19 protein-coding genes and 1 riboswitch are annotated in these 20,946 nt (G+C 67.2%); of the genes, 4 read left to right on the top strand and 15 right to left on the bottom strand.

Features of this window, described 5'->3' with window-relative positions; translation table 11 throughout:
• Positions 1-43 precede the first annotated feature (43 nt).
• From AC07O0_RS22255 to AC07O0_RS22185, 15 genes are all read right to left on the bottom strand, one after another.
• Positions 44-796: an ABC transporter ATP-binding protein gene (locus tag AC07O0_RS22255; RefSeq protein WP_494625850.1), complete on the bottom strand. Its 753-nt coding sequence runs from the start codon at positions 794-796 to the stop codon at positions 44-46.
• Positions 793-1,773, bottom strand: coding sequence for a FecCD family ABC transporter permease (locus AC07O0_RS22250; protein WP_494625849.1), 981 nt, complete (start codon positions 1,771-1,773; stop codon positions 793-795). The genes AC07O0_RS22255 and AC07O0_RS22250 overlap by 4 nt, the downstream gene beginning before the upstream one ends.
• Positions 1,770-2,657, bottom strand: a complete 888-nt coding sequence (locus AC07O0_RS22245; protein ID WP_494625848.1) for an ABC transporter substrate-binding protein — start codon at positions 2,655-2,657, stop codon at positions 1,770-1,772. The genes AC07O0_RS22250 and AC07O0_RS22245 overlap by 4 nt, the downstream gene beginning before the upstream one ends.
• Before the next feature lie 7 nt (positions 2,658-2,664).
• Complete coding sequence (locus tag AC07O0_RS22240; RefSeq protein WP_494625847.1) at positions 2,665-4,827, bottom strand: TonB-dependent receptor; 2,163 nt, start codon at positions 4,825-4,827, stop codon at positions 2,665-2,667.
• Positions 4,824-5,582 carry a class I SAM-dependent methyltransferase gene (locus AC07O0_RS22235; protein ID WP_494625846.1) on the bottom strand — a complete coding sequence of 253 codons (759 nt, stop codon included), beginning with the start codon at positions 5,580-5,582 and terminating at the stop codon, positions 4,824-4,826. The genes AC07O0_RS22240 and AC07O0_RS22235 overlap by 4 nt, the downstream gene beginning before the upstream one ends.
• 221 nt (positions 5,583-5,803) lie before the next feature.
• Positions 5,804-6,002, bottom strand: a riboswitch (cobalamin riboswitch).
• A gap of 125 nt (positions 6,003-6,127) precedes the next feature.
• Positions 6,128-6,385 (bottom strand): formate dehydrogenase subunit delta, encoded by a 258-nt coding sequence (locus AC07O0_RS22230; protein ID WP_494625845.1) that lies wholly within the window; start codon positions 6,383-6,385, stop codon positions 6,128-6,130.
• Positions 6,386-6,393: 8 nt separating this feature from the next.
• Positions 6,394-7,239 carry a formate dehydrogenase accessory sulfurtransferase FdhD gene (gene fdhD / locus AC07O0_RS22225; RefSeq protein ID WP_494625844.1) on the bottom strand — a complete coding sequence of 282 codons (846 nt, stop codon included), beginning with the start codon at positions 7,237-7,239 and terminating at the stop codon, positions 6,394-6,396.
• The gene (fdhF, locus tag AC07O0_RS22220) at positions 7,226-10,108 is read right to left on the bottom strand and encodes a formate dehydrogenase subunit alpha (RefSeq protein WP_494625843.1); all 2,883 of its coding nucleotides are present in this window, start codon (positions 10,106-10,108) and stop codon (positions 7,226-7,228) included. Before fdhF ends, fdhD begins: the two co-directional genes overlap by 14 nt.
• 10 nt (positions 10,109-10,118) lie before the next feature.
• On the bottom strand, positions 10,119-11,690 hold the full coding sequence (locus AC07O0_RS22215) for a formate dehydrogenase beta subunit (protein WP_494625842.1): 1,572 nt from the start codon (positions 11,688-11,690) through the stop codon (positions 10,119-10,121).
• The gene (locus AC07O0_RS22210; RefSeq protein ID WP_494625841.1) at positions 11,687-12,157 is read right to left on the bottom strand and encodes an NAD(P)H-dependent oxidoreductase subunit E; all 471 of its coding nucleotides are present in this window, start codon (positions 12,155-12,157) and stop codon (positions 11,687-11,689) included. The genes AC07O0_RS22215 and AC07O0_RS22210 overlap by 4 nt, the downstream gene beginning before the upstream one ends.
• A gap of 215 nt (positions 12,158-12,372) precedes the next feature.
• A complete protein-coding gene (locus AC07O0_RS22205) occupies positions 12,373-13,287 on the bottom strand; it encodes a LysR family transcriptional regulator (protein ID WP_494625840.1) in 915 nt (304 codons plus the stop codon).
• A 156-nt stretch (positions 13,288-13,443) separates the two neighbouring features.
• The gene (locus AC07O0_RS22200; RefSeq protein WP_494625839.1) at positions 13,444-13,668 is read right to left on the bottom strand and encodes a hypothetical protein; all 225 of its coding nucleotides are present in this window, start codon (positions 13,666-13,668) and stop codon (positions 13,444-13,446) included.
• Positions 13,669-13,812: 144 nt separating this feature from the next.
• Positions 13,813-15,315 carry a tripartite tricarboxylate transporter permease gene (locus tag AC07O0_RS22195; RefSeq protein ID WP_494625838.1) on the bottom strand — a complete coding sequence of 501 codons (1,503 nt, stop codon included), beginning with the start codon at positions 15,313-15,315 and terminating at the stop codon, positions 13,813-13,815.
• Entirely contained in the window at positions 15,316-15,741 is a 426-nt protein-coding gene (locus tag AC07O0_RS22190) for a tripartite tricarboxylate transporter TctB family protein (protein WP_494625837.1), read from the bottom strand. It lies immediately after the preceding gene.
• 33 nt (positions 15,742-15,774) lie between these two features.
• Positions 15,775-16,746, bottom strand: coding sequence for a tripartite tricarboxylate transporter substrate binding protein (locus tag AC07O0_RS22185; RefSeq protein ID WP_494625836.1), 972 nt, complete (start codon positions 16,744-16,746; stop codon positions 15,775-15,777).
• Between the two features lie 213 nt (positions 16,747-16,959).
• Between AC07O0_RS22185 and AC07O0_RS22180 the strand changes: the two genes are divergently transcribed.
• From AC07O0_RS22180 to AC07O0_RS22165, 4 genes are all read left to right on the top strand, one after another.
• Positions 16,960-18,411 (top strand): bifunctional 2-methylcitrate dehydratase/aconitate hydratase, encoded by a 1,452-nt coding sequence (locus AC07O0_RS22180; protein ID WP_494625835.1) that lies wholly within the window; start codon positions 16,960-16,962, stop codon positions 18,409-18,411.
• 6 nt (positions 18,412-18,417) lie between these two features.
• On the top strand, positions 18,418-19,350 hold the full coding sequence (prpB, locus tag AC07O0_RS22175) for a methylisocitrate lyase (RefSeq protein ID WP_494625834.1): 933 nt from the start codon (positions 18,418-18,420) through the stop codon (positions 19,348-19,350).
• Between the two features lie 78 nt (positions 19,351-19,428).
• Positions 19,429-20,379 carry a Bug family tripartite tricarboxylate transporter substrate binding protein gene (locus AC07O0_RS22170; RefSeq protein ID WP_494625833.1) on the top strand — a complete coding sequence of 317 codons (951 nt, stop codon included), beginning with the start codon at positions 19,429-19,431 and terminating at the stop codon, positions 20,377-20,379.
• A gap of 72 nt (positions 20,380-20,451) precedes the next feature.
• Complete coding sequence (locus tag AC07O0_RS22165; RefSeq protein ID WP_494625832.1) at positions 20,452-20,943, top strand: tripartite tricarboxylate transporter TctB family protein; 492 nt, start codon at positions 20,452-20,454, stop codon at positions 20,941-20,943.
• Positions 20,944-20,946 lie beyond the last annotated feature (3 nt).

Here is a 20,946-nt window from a genome sequence, read left to right as displayed (position 1 = left end):
CCTGCCGGATGACCTGCTCGGCGCTTGAGCAGGTGTGGCAACGTCAGGAATTGCGTTCGGATGTGCCGATCAGCCAATCGGCGTCGCAGGCGATGGAGGTCCGCTGGAACCGCACCGCGAACGCCTCTTCGAAGGCCCGGCCAGCAGCGATCGCCGACGCCGTTCCATCGGCCACGACGCGACCGGCATCCATCACAACGATACGATCGCAGAAGCGGGCCGCCAGATCGAGATCATGCATGATCACCACGACCACCGCCTGCTGCGCCAACGCTTGCAGCCGCCGTACCAGGTCGAGCCGATGACGGATGTCGAGGCTTGCGCCGGGCTCGTCGGCGAGAATGATGGTGGGCCGCGAGGCGATGGTGGCGGCGAGCATGGTGCGCGCCCTCTCGCCGCCCGACAAGGCGCTCCAGCGCCGCCCCGCCAGCTCGGCCAGCCCGTGTTCAGTCAGAAGGTCTGCCACCGATCGGGGAACGGGGGAGCGCCCTGCCCCGAGCGCGACGATCTCGGCTACCGAATAGTTCCAGGCCGGCTCGAGCTGTTGTGGGAGATAGCCGCCAGCGGTGCCGCGCTCCGCCGCGGACCAGCCAGCGAGATCCCTGCCATGCCAGAGGACCTGCCCTGCACCGGGATGACGATAACCGGCCAAGATGCGCAGCAAGGTCGACTTGCCGGCGCCGTTGGGGCCGACGAGTCCAGTAAGCGTGCCGCTGGCGAAACTCAGCGAGATGTCGTCGAGGAGCCACCGCCCACCGGCTTCGGCGCGAATGGAGTGGCATTCGATTCCGCTCATGCCCTGAGCCTCCGCGCCAGCAGCAGCAGGAAGAACGGCCCGCCGAACAGCGCCGTGATCAGCCCGAGCGGCACCTCGGCCGGCGGCAGCACAGCGCGTGCGATCCCGTCGCAGGCGCAGACAATCGCAGCGCCGATCAGAGCACTCGCCGGGAGCATCGCAGCATGGCGCGGCCCGGCCCACCAGCGCGCCAGATGCGGCGCGATCAGCCCGACGAAGGCGACCAGCCCGCCATAGGCCACCGCGGCGGCGACGATGCCGGCGCCGACCAGCACCGCGATCCTGACGAAGCGCGCCGGATCAAGCCCGAAGGCAAACGCCTGCTCTTCGCCCAGACCGAGCAGGTCGAGCCCACGCGCCAGCCGCAAGGACAGGGCCAGTGCAGCAACGACCAGCCCCGCGAGCAACAGCAGACCGGTCATGTCCGGCGTCTGGATGCCGCCGAGCGTCCAGCTCAGCACGACCTGGAGGTTCACCGTGTCGTCGGAGAGCGCCAGCATCAGGAATGAACGGAGCGCCCCCAGCATCGCGGCGACGGCAACACCGGCGAGCAGGAGCCCGGCTGTGTCCGGCCGCCCGTGCAGACCGGCGATGGCGAGCACCAGCCAGGTCGCGCCCCAGGCCCCGAGGAAGGAAAGCCCCGCCAACGCCGGCCCGGCCGGCAGGCCAAGCGGCACCAGCAACGCGACGGTCGCGCCGATCGCGGCGCCGCCGGCCGAGCCGAGCAGATAGGGCTCGGCCAGCGGGTTGCGGAACACGCCCTGGAAGATCGCACCGCCGAGGCCGAGCAGCGCCCCGACAAGCGCCGCCGCCAGAACGCGCGGCAGGCGCCAGACAATCAGGAGCTGGCTCTGCAGCGAGCTATCGCCGGACAGGGCAGCGAACAGTCTTGCCGGCGACGCCCAGTCATGGCCCGCCATTGCGCCGAAGGCGAGCGCGAGCACAAGGGCGAGCGGCAGGAGCAGTGCCCGCTTCATCGGATGCCGGCCTGCCGCAGCAGCGCCGCTAGCTTCTCGATGCCGTCGACGGTGCGCGGCCCCGGGATCAGGAATTCGGCGCGGGCGACGAGATGGGCATTGCCACTGCGGATCGCCCGCAGCAGCCGCCAGCCGGGCTGGGCGACCAGAGCTTCGAGTTCGTCCTTGCGGCCGGCGAAGAGCAGGATATCGGGGTCGGCGGCAATCACCGCCTCGGGCGAGACCTGCGCGACGATGCTGCGCTCGAGCGCATGACGCCCGCCGGCCTTGACCATCGCGTCGCCGGTATAGCTGTCGGCGCGCGCGACCAGCACCAGCCCGTTGCCGAGGCGCCCGGTGATCATGATCACGCTCGGTCGTCGGGCGCGCGCAGCGGCTTCGACCGCGGCGAGCCGCGCTTCCAGCGCGTTAGCGACGACCTCGCCGCGTTCGGGCTGCCCCGTCGCCCGGCCGACCAGGCGCAGATTGGCCATCACCTCGGCGACGCTGCGGCTCAGCAGAACGATGACGGGAATGCCGAGCCGGGTCATCGGCTCGATCAACTGATGCATCGCCTGGCGCGAGGGCGTCACGATCAGTAGCTCCGGCCGCTGCGCGACGATGGCGTCGACCGAAAAGCCGAGCCGTCCGCCGACCTGCGGCCGGTCGAGGACCTCCGGCGGATAGCGCGTATAGGCCTCGATGCCGACGACGCGATCCGACAGGCCGAGAGCCGCCACGAGCTCGGTGTTGGAGGCGAAGATCGGCACGATGCGCTCGGGCGGCCTCGTTATCTCGATCTGTCGGCCGACGGCATCCGTCAGCCGGATCGGCTCGGCCGTTGCCGCAGACCAGGACACGGCAAGCACCATCGAAGCCAGGCTGAACAGTCGCAGGCGCTTCATCTGGCCGTCAGAACCTTGCCTGCAGGCCGGCCTGCACTTCGAGCCCCGGCATCGAGGTGCCGTAGCCGCCATTGGCGAAGCGGGAGTCGAGCTTGTAGGGCTTCTTGTCCAGGCCGATGAAGATCGGGTGCTCGTTCTTGTTGAACAGGTTGTTGACCAGCGCGAACAGCTTCACGCCCTTCACGATCTCGACCTCGCCGCGCACGTTCCAGACCCAGAACGGCGCCTTGCGGTGGACGAACTCGCGGAAGGGCTCCGCCGTCGCGACCAGGTTCTCCTCGGTGTTGTACCAGATCGGCCCGCGCAGGACGCCCTGCACCTGGATCGACCAGTCATATTGGCCGCCGCTCTGGCCGAAGCGCGTGCCGATCGCCGCTTGGTACTTGTACATGCGCTCGACATTGTTGGTGTTGGCGGTGACGGCAGCGCCCTTGTCCTTCATGTCGAAATTATAGGCGCCGTTGGCGAAGACCGACCAGCGCCAGCGCGTGTCCTCGTAGCGCGCCAGCCGCAGCAGATCGCCGTCGAGCTGCAGTTCGAGGCCGCGCACGACGACATCGCCGCTGTTGTTGGCGTAGTCCGAGGTGTTGGCGACGCCGGGCCGGAGCTGCGTGATGATGCGGTCCGAGATGACATTCTGGAACAGCGCCGCATCGACGCGCCAGCCGACGCCGAGATAGGTGGCGCCGACCTCCACCTGCCGGCTCGTCTCCGGCTTCAGCGACGGATTGCCGAAGATGCGCCCGCCGCCGAGCGTGTTGAAATCCGCGGCGAGTTCGGTCGCGGTCGGAGCCCGGAAGCCGGTGGCGTAGCCGACGCGGAAGCTGAGCTGCTCGGTCGCCTTGAAGGTCGCGCCGGTCGAATAGGTCGTCGCCTGATAGTCGACCTCGCGCGGCTGCTGGCCGGCGAGGTTCGGCGTATATTCGAAGCTGGTCGTGCCGAAACTGCGGCGGATGCCGCCGCGCAGGGTGAGCCGGTCGTCGAACAGCTTTTGCGAATCCTCGACATAGATGGCGTTGACGGTCTCCGACTGGTTGTTGTCCTGCGGCGAGACCGGCGCCAGCGGATTGCCGGGCACGCCGATCCGGTCGCGGGTGGACCGCAGCGTGCTGCGCTCCCAGTCCCAGCCGGCGAGGATCTCATTGCCCTGCCAGAGCGTCGCCCGCGGCTGGAAGCGGGTGCCGACGATGTCGAGCTGGCGGCGGTTGTAGTCGGCCGCGGTGCCCGGCGCCGGCAGGCCGGTGCCGCCGCGGATCACCGGCGAGGCCCAGCGGAAATTGTCGACGTCCTGCACGGCATAGCCCTGCAACAGCCAGCGCACCTGCCCGCCCGGAAGCTGGCCGTTGTAGCTGATGTCGAACGAGTTGTTGTAGCGATCCTCCTGGCTGATCGTGTTGGCGCCGGAGCCGCGGAAGCCGACATCGTAGATGCCGTCGGTGCGCAGCATCAGGTCGACGCGATGCTCCGGATTGATCTGCAGGCCGAGCGCGCCGGTGAGCCCGAAGCGCTTCCAGCCGGTATTGGCCATGGTCGTGCCGCCGCGCCCGGAATGGTAGTCGTCGCGGCTGCCGCCGGAGATGCCGGCATACCAGTCGATGCTGTCATAGAGGCCGCCGGTCTGGGCCTTGCCCTGCAACAGCCCCCAGGAGCCGCCGGCCGCCTCGATCATCGTGCCCGGCGCAGTGCGGCCGGTCTTCAGGATGATGTTGATCACGCCGCCGATGTTCTGGCTGCCATAGATCACCGAGGACGGGCCGCGCACCACCTCGACGCGCTCGACATCGGCCGGCGAGAGCTTGGAGAGATTGGCCGTGCCGGCGCGTCTGCCGTTGATCAGGACGAGCACCTGGCTGCGGAAATCCTTGCCTTGGCCGTCGCTGGCGCCGCCGCGGATGTTGATCGAGGTCTGCGCCGGGGTCCATTCGCTGAAGAAGCCAACGGCGTTCTCGGCGAGCAGGTCGGTCAGCGACTTCGCCGAGGAGCGCTCGATCTTCTCGTGGTCGATCACCTGCACCGTGCCGGGAATCTGGCTGCGCGGCTCGGCGCGGCCGGTCGCGGTGACGACGAGTTCGTCGAGCTTGATCTCGGCCTGGGCGAAGGCTGGTCCGATGAGGAGGGCCGTCGTGAATGCCGTGGTGGCGAACAGGCGGCAGCGATGGAAGGCAGTCATGACAGGGTCCAGACGAGGATGGCCGAGCGGCGATGGCAGGAGAGGCGCAGGCCGCCTTCGGTCGGCACAGCCTGCTTGCTGAGATGGGCGAGGAGCTCGGGCCGGCGCGGATCGCCCGGCGCCCAGCCGAGCCGGTCGGCCTGGAAGGCTGCGAAGCCTGGCAGGTCGCGCAGCACGAGCGAGAAGGTCCAGTCGATCGCATCCATCCGGTCGGGCTGGCTGCCCCCCAGCTTCGGCAGGACGAGGTCGATGCCGGGCGTCTTGTCCTCGCCATGCCATTCCCGCGGCAGGCAGGCGGCGAGGATCAACCCTTTCGGGCCCTTCTGCGCCGGCACGGCCCAGACGATCTGGCGGCGCGCCCATTGCCGACAGCGTGCGAGGAAGGCGAGCGGATCATGGAAATAGCCGGGCATCGTCGCCGCCAGCACGGTGTCGGCGGGCGCGCAGGCGACGCGCTCGTCCTCCCAGCCGAACGGGATGACGAGGGGCCGCTCCGGTCTGAGCGCGAGGCGCGCCTGCATCACCGGCGACGGCTCGATCGCCGTCCAGGCACGGCCGGGTTCGAGCAGCGCCGAGCCGAGCTGGCCGCCCCCGGCCCCGATATCGACGAGATCGCCAATGTCCGAAGCCAGACGGCAAATGAGCGGCGCCACATGTGCCGCATAATCCGAGGTGTCGATCGCGCTGGCATAGAGCGCGAGCGGGTCGAGCGGACTGTTGTTCTGCCCGGCGGAGATAGGGAAAGCAGAGGTCATGACGCGTCTAAGCACGATATGTTATATCATTACAATACACTCGGCTTGTGAAAGGCGTGCCCGGCCCTGTTCGAGACCAGGCCTCGCAGCCTGCGCTTTCATGCATCGTCACCGTCGTCAGCCCCTCGCTGTGCGCAACAGGGCTGCTTGGGAGCGCGGCAATGACGGCGGCGGAAGCGGCCGAACATGCCAGCGATCCGCCGGACACCCCGCCCGCGCGACATCAATACGCCGTCGGGGCAGGTCTCCTGGCTCGCGGATCAGCGCTCCCGACCGTCTTCCCAGCGCGAGCGCCAGTGACGTTGTGATCGGAAACTCACCGCTTACAGTTGCGGGGGCAGCTCCGGATTGGGCGCGAACGCCGCACCGGATTCCCTCTTAGCTTCGGATCGCTCCGAAGACCTCGACGCGCATCAACCTATATGGCGCGATTGTGGCGTCAACCCAGGACGCGAGTTGTTCGAGGCCGGCAGTCGGGTGATGTTGAAACTGTCGCCGCAGGCGCTGCATTGGCGATCGGCATGATTGAGCGGCCGGCGCGGCCGCTACCTGCTCGGCGCGGGCCTTACCTTGGCGCGCGCCTGCCGCACGAGCGGCGACAGCACTGACGCATCCGCCTCGAAGCCGGTGCGGAACTCCTCGCGCATGCGCTTCGTCCAGAACTGGTTGATGTGGTCGGCGATCGCGGCGACCGCCTGCTCGTCCGGATAGGACTTGAAGAAATCGCCGATCTGGTTGGCCATGAAGGCGAGCTTGGCGAGATGCTCGCCGGCATGGTCATGGCTCATCGTTTCGGCGCTCATAACCTCTGTCATCTCGCTATGCTCTCCACGCTGTCAGCGAGGCGTCCGGCGAAGACGGTCGCGGAATCGGAACGCGCGATGCAGACCAATGTCAGGCCGAGCGCGTTCGCCCGCTCGATCGCCAGCGAGGTCGGCGCCGAGATCGCGACCAGGGTGCCGGCGCCGAAGATCGCCGTCTTCTCGACCATCTCGAAAGAGGCGCGGCTGGTGACCAGCACGAAACCGTCGCTCGCGTCATGGCCGGCGCGCAGGCGAGCGCCGATCAGCTTATCGAGGGCGTTGTGACGCCCGACATCCTCACGCACCGCCAGGATCGCGCCGCCGCGATCACACCAGGCAGCGGCATGGACCGAGCGGGTCAGGCGGTTGAGTTGCTGATGGTGGTCAAGCTCGGAGAGCGCCCTGGCGATCGCTTCCGCTGCGATCGGAGTACCCGCACGGCATGCGGCCTGCGCAGTCGGCAGATCGGTCAGGGTCTCGACGCCGCAGAGGCCGCAGGCGGTGCGGCCGGAGAGATTGCGGCGGCGCGCCAGATGCTCGCGGAAACGGCCGGGGGCCAGTTCGACGCTCGCAACAATGCCTTCGTCCTGCGGCGCCACCGAGATCGACCTGATCTCGTCGATGCCGCGGATGATGCCCTCGGTCAGGGAGAAGCCGGCGACGAAATCCTCGAGATCGGACGGTGTTGTCATCATCACCGCATAGGGCATGTTGCCATAGACGATGTTGACCGGGGCCTCGACCGCAACCTCGGCACCAGCGTCGATAGTCGTCGCCGCTGCGCCGAAGCGCACAGTCCGGACCGCGACCGCATGGCTTGCCGGCGGCTGGGCGGGTGGGCTATTCCGCGGCATCGGGCAAGCGTCCCGCGATCAGGCGCAGCGAGATGTCCTCCTCGCGATTGCGCTCCTGCCACTCGGAATAATAGTTGGTCCTGCGCACCTCCACCGCGGTGACCTTGTATTCCGGGCAGTTCGTCGCCCAGTCGGAATAGTCGGTGGTGATGACGTTGGCGCCGGTCGAGGCATGGTGGAAGGTGGTATAGACCACGCCCGGCTGCATCCGCTCGGAGATCTCGGCGCGCAGCGAGATGTCGCCCGAGCGGCTGGCGAGTGCGACGAGATCACCGTCCTTGATGCCGCGGCTCTCCGCATCGAAGGGGTGGATTTCCAGCACGTCCTCGTCATGCCAGGCCTGGTTCTCGGTGCGCCTGGTCTGCGCGCCGACATTGTATTGCGAGAGGATACGGCCGGTGGTCAGGATCAGCGGGAAGCGCGGGCCGGTGCGCTCCTGTGTCGGAACGTATTCCGTGATCATGAACTTGCCCTTGCCGCGCACGAAGCGGTCGACATGCATCAGCGGCGTGCCGGTCGGAGCCTTGTCGTTGCAGGGCCACTGCACCGAGCCAAGCTCATCGAGCTTTGCGTAGCTGACGCCGGCGAAGGTCGGGGTCACCAGGGCGATCTCGTCCATGATCTCGCTCGGGTGGCTGTAATTCATCTCGAGGCCCAGCGCCCGCGCCAGGTCGATCGTGACCTGGAACTCGGCCTTGCCCGAGAGCGGCGTCATCACCTGGCGGACGCGGTTGATGCGGCGCTCCGCATTGGTGAAGGTGCCGTCCTTCTCCAGGAAGGAGGAGCCCGGCAGGAACACATGGGCGTATTTCGCCGTCTCGTTCAGGAACAGGTCCTGGATGACGACGCATTCCATCGCGGCGAGGCCGGCGGTGACGTGCTGGGTGTTCGGATCGGACTGGGCGATGTCCTCACCCTGGACATAGAGCCCCTTGAAGCTGCCGCCGACCGCATCGTCGAGCATGTTCGGGATGCGCAAGCCCTGCTCGGAATCGAGCTGGACGCCCCAGAGCTTCTCGAAGATGTCGCGCGTGGCGTCGTCGGAGACGTGACGGTAGCCGGTGAACTCATGCGGGAACGAGCCCATGTCGCAGGAGCCCTGGACATTGTTCTGGCCGCGCAGCGGATTCACGCCGACGCCCTCGCGCCCGATATTGCCGGTCGCCATGGCGATGTTGGCCATGCCCATCACCATGGTCGAGCCCTGGCTGTGCTCGGTGACGCCGAGGCCGTAGAAGATCGCGCCATTGCCGCCAGTGGCATAGAGCCGAGCCGCAGCGCGCAGATCGGCCGCCGGCACGCCGGTGTATTGCTCGCTCGCCTCCGGCGAGTTGCGCTCCTCGGCGACGAAACGGGCCCAGATCTCGAAATCGGCGAGGTCGCAGCGCTCGCGGACATAATCCTCGTCGATCAGCCCCTCGGTGACGATGACATGGGCGAGGGCGTTGATCAGCGCGACATTGGTGCCGGGCCTGAGCTGGAGATGGTACTCGGCCTTGACGTGCGGCGACTTCACCATGTCGATGCGGCGCGGGTCGGCGACGATGACCTTGGCGCCCTGGCGGATGCGCTTCTTCATCCTGGAAGCGAAGACCGGGTGGCCGTCGGTCGGGTTGGCGCCGATGACCAGGATGACGTCGGCCTGCTCGACCGACTTGAAGTCCTGCGTGCCGGCCGAGGTGCCGAGCGTGGTCTTCAGGCCATAGCCGGTCGGCGAGTGGCAGACGCGGGCGCAGGTGTCGACATTGTTGTTGCGGAAGCCGGCGCGCACCAGCTTCTGGACGAGATAGACCTCCTCATTGGTGCAGCGCGAAGAGGTGATCGCGCCGACCGATTCCCGGCCATATTTGGCCTGGATGCGCTTGAACTCGCTGGCGGCGTAGTTGATCGCCTCGTCCCATGAGACCTCGCGCCAGGGATCGGTGATCTTCTCGCGGATCATCGGTTTGGTCATCCGGTCCTGGTGGGTCGCATAGCCCCAGGCGAAACGGCCCTTGACGCAGGAATGGCCCTCGTTCGCCTTGCCGTCCTTGTAAGGCACCATGCGCACGACGCGGTCGCCCTGCATCTCGGCCTTGAACGAGCAGCCGACGCCGCAATAGGCGCAGGTGGTGACCTTGGAATGCTCGGGCTGGCCGAGCTCGATCACCTTGTTCTCCATCAGCGTCGCGGTCGGGCAGGCCTGCACGCAGGCGCCGCAGGAGACGCATTCGGAGCCGAGGAAGTCGGTCGGCCCGGCGGCGACGCGCGAGTCGAAGCCGCGGCCGGTGATCGTCAGCGCGAAGGTGCCCTGCACCTCAGCGCAGGCGCGTACGCAGCGATTGCAGACGATGCACTTGCTGGGATCGTAGGTGAAATAGGGGTTCGAGGTGTCCTTGGGCAGCCAGTTCTCGTTGGCATAGCCTTCCATCGCCGTCGGCTTGACGTGGTTCTCGCCATCATAGCCGTAACGCACCTCACGCAGGCCGACGCTGCCGGCCATGTCCTGCAATTCGCAATCGCCATTGGCCGAGCAGGTCAGGCAGTCGAGCGGGTGGTCGGAGATGTAGAGCTCCATCACGCCCTTGCGCAGGCCGGACAGATTCTCCGACTGGGTGCGGACGACCATGCCCTCTTCCGCCGGCGTCGTGCAGGAAGCGGGCGTGCCGCGCCGCCCCTCGATCTCGACCAGGCAGAGCCGGCAGGAGCCGAAGGGTTCGAGCGAGTCGGTGGCGCAGAGCTTGGGGATCTTGGTGCCCAGGCTCATCGCCGCCGCCATCACCGAGGTGCCGGCCGGAACGGTGACGCTCTCGCCGTCGATCGTCAGCGTCACCGTCTTCTCGGCGACCCGGATCGGCGTTCCGAAATCGATTTCCTTGATCAGGCTCATCGATGTCTCCTCACTCGGCCGCCAGCGGCAGGCGCTCGGCCGGCGGACGGTCGAAATCCTCGAAGAAATGGTTGAGCGCGCTCATCACCGGCATGGGGGTCAGGCCCCCCATGGCGCAGAGCGAGGCGTCGGTCATCAGCTTGTTGAGATCGCGCAGCACGGCGAGGTTCTTCGGCCGTTCCTGGCCGGCGATGATCTTGTCGACCACCTCGACACCGCGTGTCGCCCCGATGCGGCAGGGCGTGCACTTGCCGCAGCTCTCCTTGGCGCAGAACTCGAAGGCGAAGCGCGCCTGCTTGGCCATGTCGACGCTGTCGTCGAAGACGACGATGCCGCCATGGCCGAGCATCGCCTTGATGCCAGCGAGCGCCTCGTAATCCATCGGGGTGTCGAGCTGCTTTACCGTGAGGTAGGCGCCGAGCGGCCCGCCGACCTGCACCGCCCGGATCGGCCGGCCGCTCAGCGTACCACCGCCCAAATCCTCGATGATCTCGCGCAGCGAGATGCCGAAGGCGAGCTCGATCAACCCGCCGCGCTTGATGTTGCCGCCGAGCTGGACCGGCAGCGTGCCACGCGAGCGGCCCATGCCGTAGTCGGCATAGGCCTTGGCGCCATGGGTCAAGACCCAGGGCACCGCGGCGAAGGAGAGCACGTTGTTGACGATGGTCGGCTTGCCGAACAGGCCCTGCAAAGCCGGGATCGGCGGCTTGGCCCGGACGATGGCGCGCTTGCCTTCCAGGCTCTCCAGCAGCGAGGTCTCCTCGCCGCAGATATAGGCACCGGCTCCGAGACGGACTTCGAGCTCGAAGGCCTTGCCCGAGCCGAGCACGGAGGCGCCGAGCACCCCGGCATTGCGCGCCTTCAGGATCGCCCGCCGCAGCGCCGTGTGGGCGTGCGGGTATTCCGAACGCAGATAGATGTAGCCCTTGGTCGCACCGACCGCGATCGCGGCGATCGTCATGCCTTCGATCAGCAGGAAGGGGTCGCCCTCCATCAGCATGCGGTCGGCGAAGGTGCCGCTGTCGCCCTCGTCGGCATTGCAGACGATGTATTTCTGCTCGGCCCTGGCGTCGTGGACGGTCTTCCATTTGATGCCGGTCGGGAAGCCTGCGCCGCCGCGGCCGCGCAAGCCGGACTCCCGGACTTCCTCGACGATCTCGGCGCCGGTGAGCGATAGCGCCTTCTCGACGCCCTTCAGCCCGTCGTAAGCGCGGTAGTCGGCGAGCGAGAGCGGATCGGTGACGCCGACGCGCTCAAAGGTCAGGCGCTGCTGGCGCTTCAGCCAGTCGAGCCCATCGACCGGGCCGAGCCGCAGCTCATGTGCGCCGCCGCTCTGGAAGCCGGCTTCGAACAGCGCAGCGACGTCGCGAACGGCGACCGGGCCGTAGGCGATGCGCCCCTCCGGCGTTTCGACCTCGACCATCGGCTCGAGCCAGAGCATGCCGCGCGAGCCGTTCCGGATGATCTCGACGGCGGCGCCGCGCGCCTGCGCCTCCCTGGCGATGGCCTGCGCCACGCCTTCCGCGCCCACCGAGAGGGCGGCGGCGTCGATCGGGACGAAGATGCGGATCGCTTCGCTCATTGCCGCACTCCGCACAGTGCCGCGATGCGGTCGGCATCGACCCGTCCGAGCAGTTCGCCCTCGACAAGGGCGGAGGGACCGAGCGCGCAATTGCCCAGGCAATAGACGGTCTCGACGACGGCCTTGTCGGGCCCGCCATGGTCGTCGACGACGATGCCATGCTCACGCGCCAGCTCCTCGACAACCCTGTCGCAGCCCAACGCCTGGCAGGCCTCGGCCCGGCAGAGCTTGACGATCTTGCGTGGCGGCGGGGCGGTGCGGAAGTCGTGATAGAAGGAGATGGTGCCGTGCACATCGGCCCGCGACAGATTGAGCGCCTCGGCGATCAGCGGCACGACCTGCGGATCGACATAGCCGAACTCTTCCTGCAGCGCGTGCAGGATCGGCAGAGTGGCTCCTTCGAGATGAGACAGGCCCGACACAATCGAGCGCGCCTCGTCCTGATCCCAGGCTGGGTAGTGGACCATCGTCCCTCCTCCATGCCGACCGTTCAACCGGTCTGCGCGTTTTGAAGAAGGATGGCGAAGTTTAGGATGATTTCAAATCGATTGTTCCGACCATGCGATAGTCATTGCCTATCAAAATTCGACACGATGCTCGATTGGCGCCGCATGATACGGCGATGGCCGTTGCTCAGGGGCGTGGAGGCCGACCATCTCGCGGCGATTTCGATAGTTGCGAGCTATTTAACGATCGGGCGCCGCGGCAGGCTGGCATCCACCATGACGCCAGACATCATCAGCAGGTTGCGGGCAAGCGGCGCGGCGGGGTGGCGGTCGGCCATGATCAAGCCGATCGTGCGCTTGGCGTCGGGCTCGATCAGCGGCAGCGCCTTGGTGCCGAGCGGCACGCCGAAGAATTCGAGCAATTGCGAGGAGACGATGCTGGAGACGCCCTGAATGCCGGCATGGGAGCAGAGGTTGAAGATCGAGTTGGTCTCGATCGCCGGCTTGGGCGAATGCCCGACCGAGCGGAAAATGCCGTCGATGATGCGCCGGTTCTGCATGTCGGCGGTGAGCAGGCAGAGCTTCAAGGCAGCCGCCTCGGCCCAGGTGATCGTCTCGCGGCCACCGAGCGGTCCGTCCTCGCGCGTCAGCAGCACATAGGCTTCCTGATAGATCGGCTTGGAGACGACGCGTTCGAGCGGTTCGTTGTCGAGATAGGTCAGGCCGACATCGAGCTCGAAATTATCGATTCCGTCCTGGATTTCGGTCGAGGTCAGCGACAGCACGGTCAGCGAGGCGCCGGGATAGCGTGTCGAAAACGGCGCGGTGATGTGGGCGATCATCGGCAACGCCGTCGGCACAGCGCCGAGCCTGATCTTGCCGCTGACCCCTTCGCGCAGCTCGGCGATGGCGCCCTTCATCTGGTCGGCTTCGGCCAGCATGCGCCGGGCATGGGCGAGCACGATCTCTCCCTCCCGGGTCAACCCCTGGAAACGCCGGCCGCGCTCGACGATCATCACGCCGAGCTCCTCTTCGAGCTGGACGATCGCGGCTGAGAGCGTCGGCTGCGAGACATGGCAGGCCTCGGCCGCCTTGCGGAAATGCTTCTCGCGGGCGAGCGCATCGAGATAGATGAGCTGGCGGATGATCATGAGCGCATCGCGTTCCCGTCGAAGGCGCCAGCTCCGGCCCGGCTTCCAGCTCGTGCGGCGCGTCTCCTCCAGTCTTTCCAGATTCTGCAGTTTTCCGATAGGCGCAGCAAAAAGGGGCCGCCATGGCGGCCCCTTCCTGAGGACTGCTCCAGCTGCTCAGTTGTGGTGCGGCAGCACGCCGGCGTTGCGGCCTGGCCCGGTCTCCACGCCCTTGAAGCTGTCATGATAGGCGAGATACCGGGCCTGCTCGGCGAGCGCTCGCTGGTTCTGGGCCTGCTCGTGCACGATGCTCTCGGCACCGAGCTCGCTGGCATAAGCCATGGAACTCGCTCCCGAAAGCAGAAGCGCCGCCGCGACGGCGGTGATCTTGCGCGAAAGCATGGCAATCTCCTGTGTGACCTAGTCGCCCATGATTGAGCTAGTCACCGGCCAGGGCTTTCCAATGTCGCTGCGACTCTCCGGCACTCACATTCCCGTTACGCGCGTCTCGGGGGCAGCTGGAGTTCGAGAGGAGGAATTGCGGCCTCATCTCGCTGCAAGCTCAACCGAACCACGCCTCCTGAATTGCGTCAGGAACGGCAAGCCGATGGCGGCCACCGCCAGAAGCCACAGGATGATGCTGGTCGGGGTGGAGAACAGGATCTCGTAGCCGCCATCCGAGAGCGACAAGGCGCGGCGGAAATTATCCTCGAGCAGCCGGGCGAGCACGAAGGCCAGAAGCAGCGGGATCAGCGGGATGCCGACCTTGCGCAGGCCATAGGCGAGGATGCCGATGCCGGTGGTGATGACGAGCTCGAAGGCCGAGTTCGAGACCGCGTAGACGCCGGCATAGGACAGAGCGAGGATGCCGGGATAGAGGATCCAGGCCGGGATCAGAAGCAAACGCGCGAACAGCCCGACCAGCGGCAGGTTGAGCACCAGCAGCATCAGGTTGCCGATATACATCGAGGCGATCAGCCCCCAGGCCACCTCCGGGCGCTGCGTGAACAGCAGCGGGCCGGGCGTGATCGAGTACATCAGGAAGGCGCCGAGCATCACCGCCGTGGTGCCGGAACCGGGGATGCCGAGCGCCAGCATCGGCACCATCGAGCCGGTCTGCGCGGCGTTGTCGGCCGTTTCGGGAGCAGCGAGGCCGCGCATGTCGCCCTTGCCGAACGTGCCCTTGTCGGAGATGCGCTTCTCGGCGGTGTAGGCCATGGCGGAGGCCACCGAGGCGCCGGTTCCGGGCAGCACGCCGAGGAAGAAGCCGATGCCGGTCGCACGCAGCATCGCCGGCAGGCAGAACAGGATTTCCTTCAAGGTCAGGCGCGCGCCATTCCCGGTTCGCGTCACCACGCCGCTGATCATGCCCTCGGCCAGCATCAGGATCTCGGCGACGGCGAAGAGGCCAATGGTCAGGCTGGTGAAATCGATGCCGCCAAGCAGCTCGAGCGAGCCGAAGGTGAAGCGCTCGACGCCGCTGCCGCCGTCGATGCCGACCATGGCGAGCAGCAGGCCGAGCGCGACCGCGATCCAGGTCTTCACCGCCTTGCCCTCGCTCATCGTGCCGAGCAGCGCGAAGGACAGGACCATCAGCGCGACATAGTCGGCTGGGCCGAAGGACAAGGCGAGCCGCGCCAGCGGCACGGCCAGGAAGGTCATCAGGATCACGGCGCTGGTGCCGCCGACGAAGCTGCCGATGCCGCTGATCGCCAGCGCCGCCGCACCGCGGCCGGCCTTGGCGAGCGGGTAGCCGTCGAGCGTCGTCATCACCAGCCCGGGATCGCCGGGGATATTGAGCAGGATCGAGGAGATGCGCCCGCCATAACCACTGCCGTAATAGAGCCCGGCGAGCAGGATCAGCGCCGTCTCGGGCGGCAGCTTCAGGGCAAAGCAGAGCGGCAGCAGCAGCGCCACGGCGTTGATCGGGCCGATACCGGGCAGCGCGCCGATCGCGGTGCCGAGCGCGACACCGGCGAAGGCTACCGCGAGATTGAGCGGCGTGAGCGCGACCTGGAAGCCGGTCAGAAGGGCGGAGAACGCGTCCATCTAGATCCCCAGCGGCCCGCGCGGCAGCGGCAGGTCGAGGACCTTGTCGAGCAACACGAAGAAGACCACCGCCGTCGCGATGGCGGAGACCGCGGCCGGAAGCAGCCTGGCATGGAAGGCGAGGGCGGCGGCAAAGCACAGCAGCGCCGTCGCCAGGATGAAGCCGAGCGGCAGGAGCAGCAGCGGATAGACCAGGCTCGCGATCAGCACCGCCAGAGCGCGCGGCCAGGCGCCGAATTCCAGCTCCACCCGGCCGGGACGAATGGCGAGAGCGCCACCGCCCAGGATGAGTACGGCGCCGACGATCGTCGGGAACAGCCGCGGCCCGACCGGATCGGCGGCGAACGGCACATGCAGGGTCTGCGCGTGCCAGATCGCCCCGCCTCCGAGCAGGATGCAGATCAATCCGACCAGACGGTCGATCATGGCGTCATGGCCTCCGCTTCCCTGGCAAGCGAGCTACTTGGCGAGGCCGACCTCGGCCGCCAGCGCCCGGAAATCGGCCGTCCGCTTCTTGGCGAAGGCGTCGAAGGCTGGCCCGACCATGTCGAACTCGAACAGCCCCTGCTCGGTGCGCGCCTTCTGCCAGCGCGGGTCGGCGTTGAGCTTGGCGAGGACGCCCGTCCAATAGGCATAGGAGGCTTCCGGCGCCTTCGGCGGCGCATAGAAGCCACGCACGATCGGCCATTGCACGTCGTAGCCCTGTTCCTTGGCGGTCGGCACCTGCGCGAAGGCTCCCGGCAGGCGCTTATCCGAGAAGGTCGCGAGCAGGCGGATCTCGCCGGCCTCGAGCTGGCCGCGCACCTCCGAGGCATCGCCCGGAAAGAGGTCGATATGGCCGCCGATCAGGGCACCAATGGCCTCGCCGCCGCCCTCATAGGACAAATAGCGCATCTTGCGCGGGTCGACGCCGGCCGCTTTCAGGACAAGCGCCGGCTTCATCCAGTCCTGGCTGCCGACCGTGCCGCCGGCGCCGACCTTGACCGAGGCGGGGTCCTTCTTCAGCGCCTCGACGACATCGGCGAGCGACTTGAACCGGCTGTCCTTGCGCACCGCGAGCACGCCGTAATCGGCGCCGATCGCGCCGAGCCAGCGCACATCGGCTTCGCTGAAGCGGCCGAACTTGCCCTGGGCGAGGTTGACCCAGGAGCCAGTCGAGACGGCGACGATGACGTTCGCATCGGCGGAACGTTGCGCCTGGATGGCGTTGTAGGCGACCGCGCCGATGCCGCCCGGCATGTTGGTCGTGCGGATCGACGGACCGACCAGCCCAGTCTCGTTCAGCACGCGGCTGGTCAGCCGGCAGGTCAGGTCGAAGCCGCCGCCCGGCGCGGCCGGCGCGATGCATTCCGGATTCTGCGGCTGGAACTGCTGCGCCTGGGCAGCGGCCGACAGCATGACGGCACAACAGATGGCGATCGATATCCTCATGACGTTCCTCCGGCCTTTGTTCTTGCCGCTGGCGCCCGTTGTGCCCGGGCGTGCGCCGAAACCGGAGAAGCAGCCCGGCTCAAGATATTGTCGACAATTTTGAGATTAATCATCCTCTCAAGCTTGTCAAACATTCAAGTCAGTGCAATTTATGTCGACAATAAATGCCGCACGCATGGAAGCGAGTGGCGCAATGCGAGGAATGGCCGGACGATGGCGAGCTACAGCAACAACGAACGGCCGGCTCCGGACGGCGTCTTGGTCGACATCGCCGACTATGTCCTGGGCTATCGTGTCGACAGTGCGCTCGCCTACGAGACCGCTCGCAACTGCCTGATCGACACGCTCGGCTGCGGGTTGGAGGCGCTGGAATACCCGGCCTGCACCAAGCTGCTCGGCCCGATCGTGCCCGGCACCATCGTGCCGAACGGCGCCCGCGTCCCCGGCACCCCCTACCAGCTCGATCCGGTCCAGGCCGCCTTCAATCTCGGCACGATGATCCGCTGGCTCGACTTCAACGATTGCTGGCTGGCGGCGGAATGGGGGCACCCTTCCGACAATCTCGGCGGCATCCTCGCCGTGGCCGACTGGTTGTCGCGCAGCGCGGTCGCGGCCGGGCGCCCTGCCCTGACCATGCACGACGTGCTGACCGCGATGATCAAGGCTCACGAGATCCAGGGCTGCCTGGCGCTGGAGAACGCCTTCAACAAGGTCGGCATCGACCATGTCATCCTGGTCAAGGTCGCCTCGACCGCCGTCGTGGCGGGGATGCTCGGCTTGAGCCGTGACGAGATCGTCAATGCGCTCTCGCTCGCCTTCGTCGACGGCCAGGCGCTTCGAACCTATCGGCACGCGCCCAATGCCGGCTCGCGCAAGAGCTGGGCGGCGGGCGATGCGACGAGCCGCGCCGTGAAGCTCGCCTTGATCGCGCAGACCGGCGAGATGGGCTACCCCTCGGCGCTGACGGCCAGGACCTGGGGCTTCTACGATGCCTCGTTCCGCGGCCAGAGCTTCAAGTTCCAGCGCCCCTACGGCTCCTATGTGATGGAGCACGTGCTGTTCAAGATCTCCTACCCGGCCGAGTTCCACTCCCAGACCGCGGTCGAGGCGGCGATGAGCCTGCATCAGCGCCTGCGCGAGATGGGGCGCAGCAGCGACGACATCGCCTCGATCAGGATCAGGACCCACGAAGCCTGCATCCGCATCATCGACAAGCGCGGCCCGCTGCATAATCCCGCCGATCGCGACCACACCATCCAGTACATGGTCGCCGTCCCATTCATCTTTGGCCGTCTCACTGCTGCGGATTACGAAGACGACATCGCGACCGATCCGCGCATCGATGCGCTGCGCGACAAGATCGAGTGCGTCGAGGATCCCGCCTTCACCCGCGACTACCACGACCCCGACAAGCGCTCGATCGCCAACGGCATGACGGTCACGTTGAAGGACGGCACGGTCCTGCCCGAGCTCGTGGTCGAATACCCGATCGGCCATAAGCGCCGCCGCGCCGACGGCATCCCGCTGCTCGAGGCGAAGTTCCGCACCAATCTCGCCCGCCGTTTCGTCGAGAAGCGCCAGCGCCGGATTCTCGACGTCTCGTTGGATCAGGCGAAGCTCGAGGCGATGCCGGTGCACGACTACGTCGATCTCTACTGCAGCTGAGTCCCCATGCCCTATCTCGTCGCCTCTGAACTGCCTTCCGAGCCGGCCGGTCAGCGCTTCCGGGCGCTGGTCGAGCGCGGCGGCATCCTGCGCCTGCCCGGCGCCCATAACGGCATGGCCGCTTTACAGGCCAAGGCGGCCGGATTCGAAGGCTTATATCTCTCGGGCGCGGCGATGACCGCGTCGATGGGCCTGCCCGATCTCGGCATCATCACCGTCGACGAAGTCGCCTTCTTCATCCGCCAGATCGCCCGCTCCAGCGGCCTGCCGCTGCTGGTCGACGGCGACACCGGCTATGGCGAGGCGCTCAACGTCATGCACATGGTCCGCGTCTTCGAGGAGGCCGGAGCCGGCGCCCTCCATATCGAGGACCAGTTGCTGCCGAAGAAATGCGGCCATCTCAACGACAAGAAGCTCGCCGATGCCCATGACATGGCTGCCAAGGTCGCAGCAGCCGCCAAGGCGCGCCGGCATCTCTATCTGATCGCCCGCACCGATGCCGCGGCGAGCGAAGGCATCGACGGCGCGGTCGCCCGGGCGAAGCTCTACATCGAGGCCGGAGCCGACGCGATCTTCCCGGAGGCGCTGAACACGGCCGAGATGTTTCGCGAGTTCGCCAAGCGCGTGCCCGGCGTGCCGCTGCTCGCCAACATGACCGAATTCGGCCGCACGCCGTTCTTCACCGCCTCCGAGTTCGAGGCGATGGGCTATCGCATGGTGATCTGGCCGGTCTCCTCGCTGCGCGTCGCCAACAGGGCGCAGGAAAAGCTCTACGCCGCGCTCGCTCGCGATGGCGGCACCCACGCCATGGTCGATGAGATGCAGACCCGAGCCGAGCTCTACGGAACCATCGGCCTGCACGACTACGAGGCGCTCGACGCCTCGATCATCGAAACGATCATCCCCGAGGGAATGCCGCAGCGCGAACGCGGTGCCTGACGACGACATCCGCGCCCGGCGCGGCAAGAGACGACCAGCCGAACAAGGCGGCGTAATCGACAACGGGAGGGAGAAACGATGCTGAAGCGTTTGACGATGGCCGGCGCGCTGGTGCTCGGGCTCGGCGTGGCGGCGGCCTCCGCCGATCCGGCGAAGGTGATGATCCCCGCCAATCCCGGCGGCGGCTGGGACGGCGCCGGTCGCCACACCATGGCGGCCTTCGCGCAGTCCAAGGTGTTCACCGACGGGGCGTCCTTCACCAACAAGGGCGGAGCCGCCGGCACGATCGGCCTCGCCGAGTTCGTCCGCACGGCGAAGGGCGACGACAACGCCCTGCTGGTAACCGGCGTCATCATGGTCGGCGGCGTCATCACCAACAAGACACCGGTCTCGCTGGCCGATACGACGCCGCTGCTGCGGCTGACCAACGAGTACAATGCCATCGCGGTGCCGGCGAACTCGCCGATCAAGACGCCGCAGGATTTCATCGCAGCGCTCAAGGCCGATCCGAGCGCGCTCTCGGTCGGCGGCGGCTCGGCCGGCGGCGCCGATCACGTCATGCTGGCGCTGCTCGCCAAGCAGGCCGGCGCGCCCGTCGCCAAGATCAATTTCGTCTCCTTCTCCGGCGGCGAGATCCTCGCAGCGCTCGGCGGCGGCAAGATCAAGGCGGCGATCTCCGGCGCATCCGAGTTCAAGCAGTTCGCCGAATCCGGACGCATCCGGATCATCGCCGTCTCCGGGCCGAGCCGTGTCGACGGCATCAACGCGCCGACGCTGAAGGAATCCGGCATCCCGGTCGAAATCGGCAACTGGCGCGGCTTCGTCGGCGCGCCCGGCATGAGCGAGGGGGCCAAGAAGCTCTGGCTCGAGCGCTTCGCCAAGCTGCATGAGACCCCGGCCTGGAAGGAGACCCTGAAGAGCCAGGGCTGGGAGGACGCCTATCTCCCGGGCGACAAGTTCAATGCCTTCCTCAAGGAGGAGGAGGCGAACTGGACGAGCGCGCTCAAGGAAGTTGGCATCCTGAAATAGCTCTCACGCCAAAGAGGCACGCAGCCCCGCGCTGCGTGCCGCTCAAAACCTGGTTGCGGGGAGCGGACGCACATGCCGGTCACAGAAGAGGCACAGTCGCGGGAGCGTCGATTCAGGCCATGGTGGCTCGGACTCGCTCTGGCGATCATGGGCGCGCTCTGGCTCAACGGCGCGCGCGGCATCGCCTCGACGACGAACTATATCGGTCTCGGTCCGGCGGCGATCGTGCTTGCCGTCGGGCTTGGTCTCGTGGTGCTGGGAGTCCTTCTGATCCTCCAGGCGCTGCGCGGCGAGTTCGCAGCCGTCGACGACGAGGCGGAAGCGCCGCCGTCCCGCGCGGCCTTTATGCTGGCGCTGGCCGGAGTGGCCGTTCCGCTTCTGACGATGCGCTGGCTCGGCTTTCCCCTTACAGCGATGCTGGCCTTTACTCTCGTCACCCATGGCTTCGGCTCGCGCCGAACTGTCCTCGATCTCGCGATCGGCTTCGCGCTCGGCAGTGCCGCCTGGTTCGGCTTCTCCCGCCTCGGCATCAGCCTCGGCGGCTTCCTGCCGTTGATCGGGTGAGCC

Source organism: Allobosea sp. GW821-FHT10B12 (genome assembly GCF_059415545.1).
The sequence above is the reverse complement of the archived record's forward strand: the minus strand, read 5'-3'. Positions and strand labels throughout refer to the sequence as shown.